This is a genomic window from Pseudomonas xionganensis (genome assembly GCF_009763245.1).
In the GTDB taxonomy this organism is placed as follows: Bacteria; Pseudomonadota; Gammaproteobacteria; order Pseudomonadales; family Pseudomonadaceae; genus Aquipseudomonas; species Aquipseudomonas xionganensis.
In genome coordinates this window covers 1-1,855 of sequence record NZ_WKJZ01000007.1, presented here as the reverse complement: position 1 = coordinate 1,855, position 1,855 = coordinate 1, and the positions used below count along the sequence as shown (strand labels likewise).

Annotated in this window: 2 protein-coding genes; both read right to left on the bottom strand. The window is 47.3% G+C overall.

Features of this window, described 5'->3' with window-relative positions; genetic code table 11:
• Positions 1–552: 552 nt before the first annotated feature.
• A complete protein-coding gene (locus GJV18_RS18475) occupies positions 553–828 on the bottom strand; it encodes a hypothetical protein (RefSeq protein WP_160347955.1) in 276 nt (91 codons plus the stop codon).
• 122 nt (positions 829–950) lie between these two features.
• On the bottom strand, positions 951–1,382 hold the full coding sequence (locus tag GJV18_RS18470) for a hypothetical protein (protein ID WP_160347954.1): 432 nt from the start codon (positions 1,380–1,382) through the stop codon (positions 951–953).
• Between the last annotated feature and the right edge of the window lie 473 nt (positions 1,383–1,855).

The following is a 1,855-nucleotide window of genomic DNA, read 5'->3' as shown; positions in this document are numbered from 1 at the left end:
CGAAGGTGAAACTTCCTACTTTGAATTCCATGATTTCTTCCTGAAGACACTTAACGTTTGGTTAAGGGGCGGGCTTTAGCCCGTCCCAGCGAACGGAGTGAGCGATTTGAACCATTTGTTAGACCAGTCCGAGATCTATTTTCATGGCGCATTTTTGGTTTACCCGTGCCAGAAACTCAGCGGGAGGGCGAAGTATGCAATTACCATAGTTAAAAAACCGCCAGAACACAGCCTGTAAAGTGTGCCGCTCTTAATTAGCTCTTTCTTCTTGGTTGCCTTGTATTCACCGCTCAGCACGTAAATCATGACTCCGAATTGATCTCCTCGGTTGAATATTCCAGGTTTTCCCAGTGATACCCATTGCTCAGGTGCATGCAGTTTTAGCTTGGACACAAAACTCTGGTGAGTGATTATCAGTAAAATTATTCCGGTAAAAAAGAAAACCTCAAACATGCAGATTATTTTGCTCTAGGTCTAACGTTTGGTTAAGGGGCGGGCTTTAGCCCGTCCCAGCGAGCGGAGCGAGCGAATTGAACCAATTGTTATGCATTTCTAACTAAATAGGCTAGCAATTGCACTTGCTATGCCTTCGATGACTGCTACGACCCCGTCGATCATGGCCTCGAAGGTGCCGATGACTATCTCAAGGAATCCCTCGTCGCTCTGAACAAGAGGCGCAGCTGCTCCTGCAACGGAAATAGCCATAGCCGCCATAGCAACAGAATTGAAGCCCATAACCATAATGTAAATTGCAGAGCCCATGAGCAGGGCGGCACACAAAGAATTAAAGGCCCTCAGCCCTTTTGACCGTTCCACTTTCTTTTTCATATACAACTCCATTTGTAACTGGATGCCAACTTTCCGAATATGCATAACGTTTGGTTAAGGGGCGGGCTTTAGCCCGTCCTAGCGAGCGCAGCGAGCGATTTGAACCATTTGTTAGCTCCTCCCTAGAGTCCTTTGCCTTCAATTTCTTTTTGCCTAATATCATATGCGCCACAAATTACATCTGCGATTCCACTTGCTATATTATTTCCGCCAAGCACAAAATCAATTGAATCTATATACTCTCCGCTTATGTCTAGCAGTGCCATTTTTCCCGATTCTTTTTTGCAGTCGTCAACTGAGACATACCATTTGTTGTACTGGAGGGTGTTATTGGTTTTGTCTTCGATTTGACCAATGATTATTGCAACTTGTGATCCGTTTTTTGTATTTGTGATTTCTAATGAGCCTGCCTTTCCACTATATGATCTTGTATTATCTTGGCTGCTCGCGATTAGAAACCAGTCGGAGTTCTCCTTCGGAGATTTCTCAGAGGCCATTGCAGTTGAAAATACAAAGCTAGTAGCCACGGTAATTATTGATTTCGCAATATTCATATTTTTCCTCTGAGAGCTAACGTTTGGTTAAGGGGCGGGCTTTAGCCCGTCCCAGCGAGCGGAGCGAGCGATTTGAACCGCTTGTTAGGCAAGCGGTTCGAAGGACGGCAGCAGGGCGCTGATGCGACGCCGTACCTGCCTTTGATGTTTGATGTACTTGCATGCGTTCCTTCGCCTTTTCCTCTGGGATTTTGAGCGCCTCAGCGCTGGCGTGATGCCGAGGCCAGCGTGATGACATTGCTTTCAGCAGATTACCTGACCTGCCAGCGATTGACTGGCCCGGGCGATGATATGGCCTCCGCCGATTGCTGGCCCGCCAGCGGTTTCAAATACGCCGATGCTTTTTCAGGGATATGCAGGGTGCCGGATTACTTACTCTGCAATTTCTGATGTGTGCACGGCTTTAAGCTCTATATGCCTAACGGTTAGTTAAGGGGCGGGCTTTAGCCCGTCCCAACGAGCGAAGCGAGTGG

Bases quoted from the DNA above. Each gene is read 5' to 3' on its own strand.
- GJV18_RS18470 (WP_160347954.1), bottom strand. From the start codon at position 1,382: ATGAATATTGCGAAATCAATAATTACCGTGGCTACTAGCTTTGTATTT.
- GJV18_RS18475 (WP_160347955.1), bottom strand. From the start codon at position 828: ATGAAAAAGAAAGTGGAACGGTCAAAAGGGCTGAGGGCCTTTAATTCT.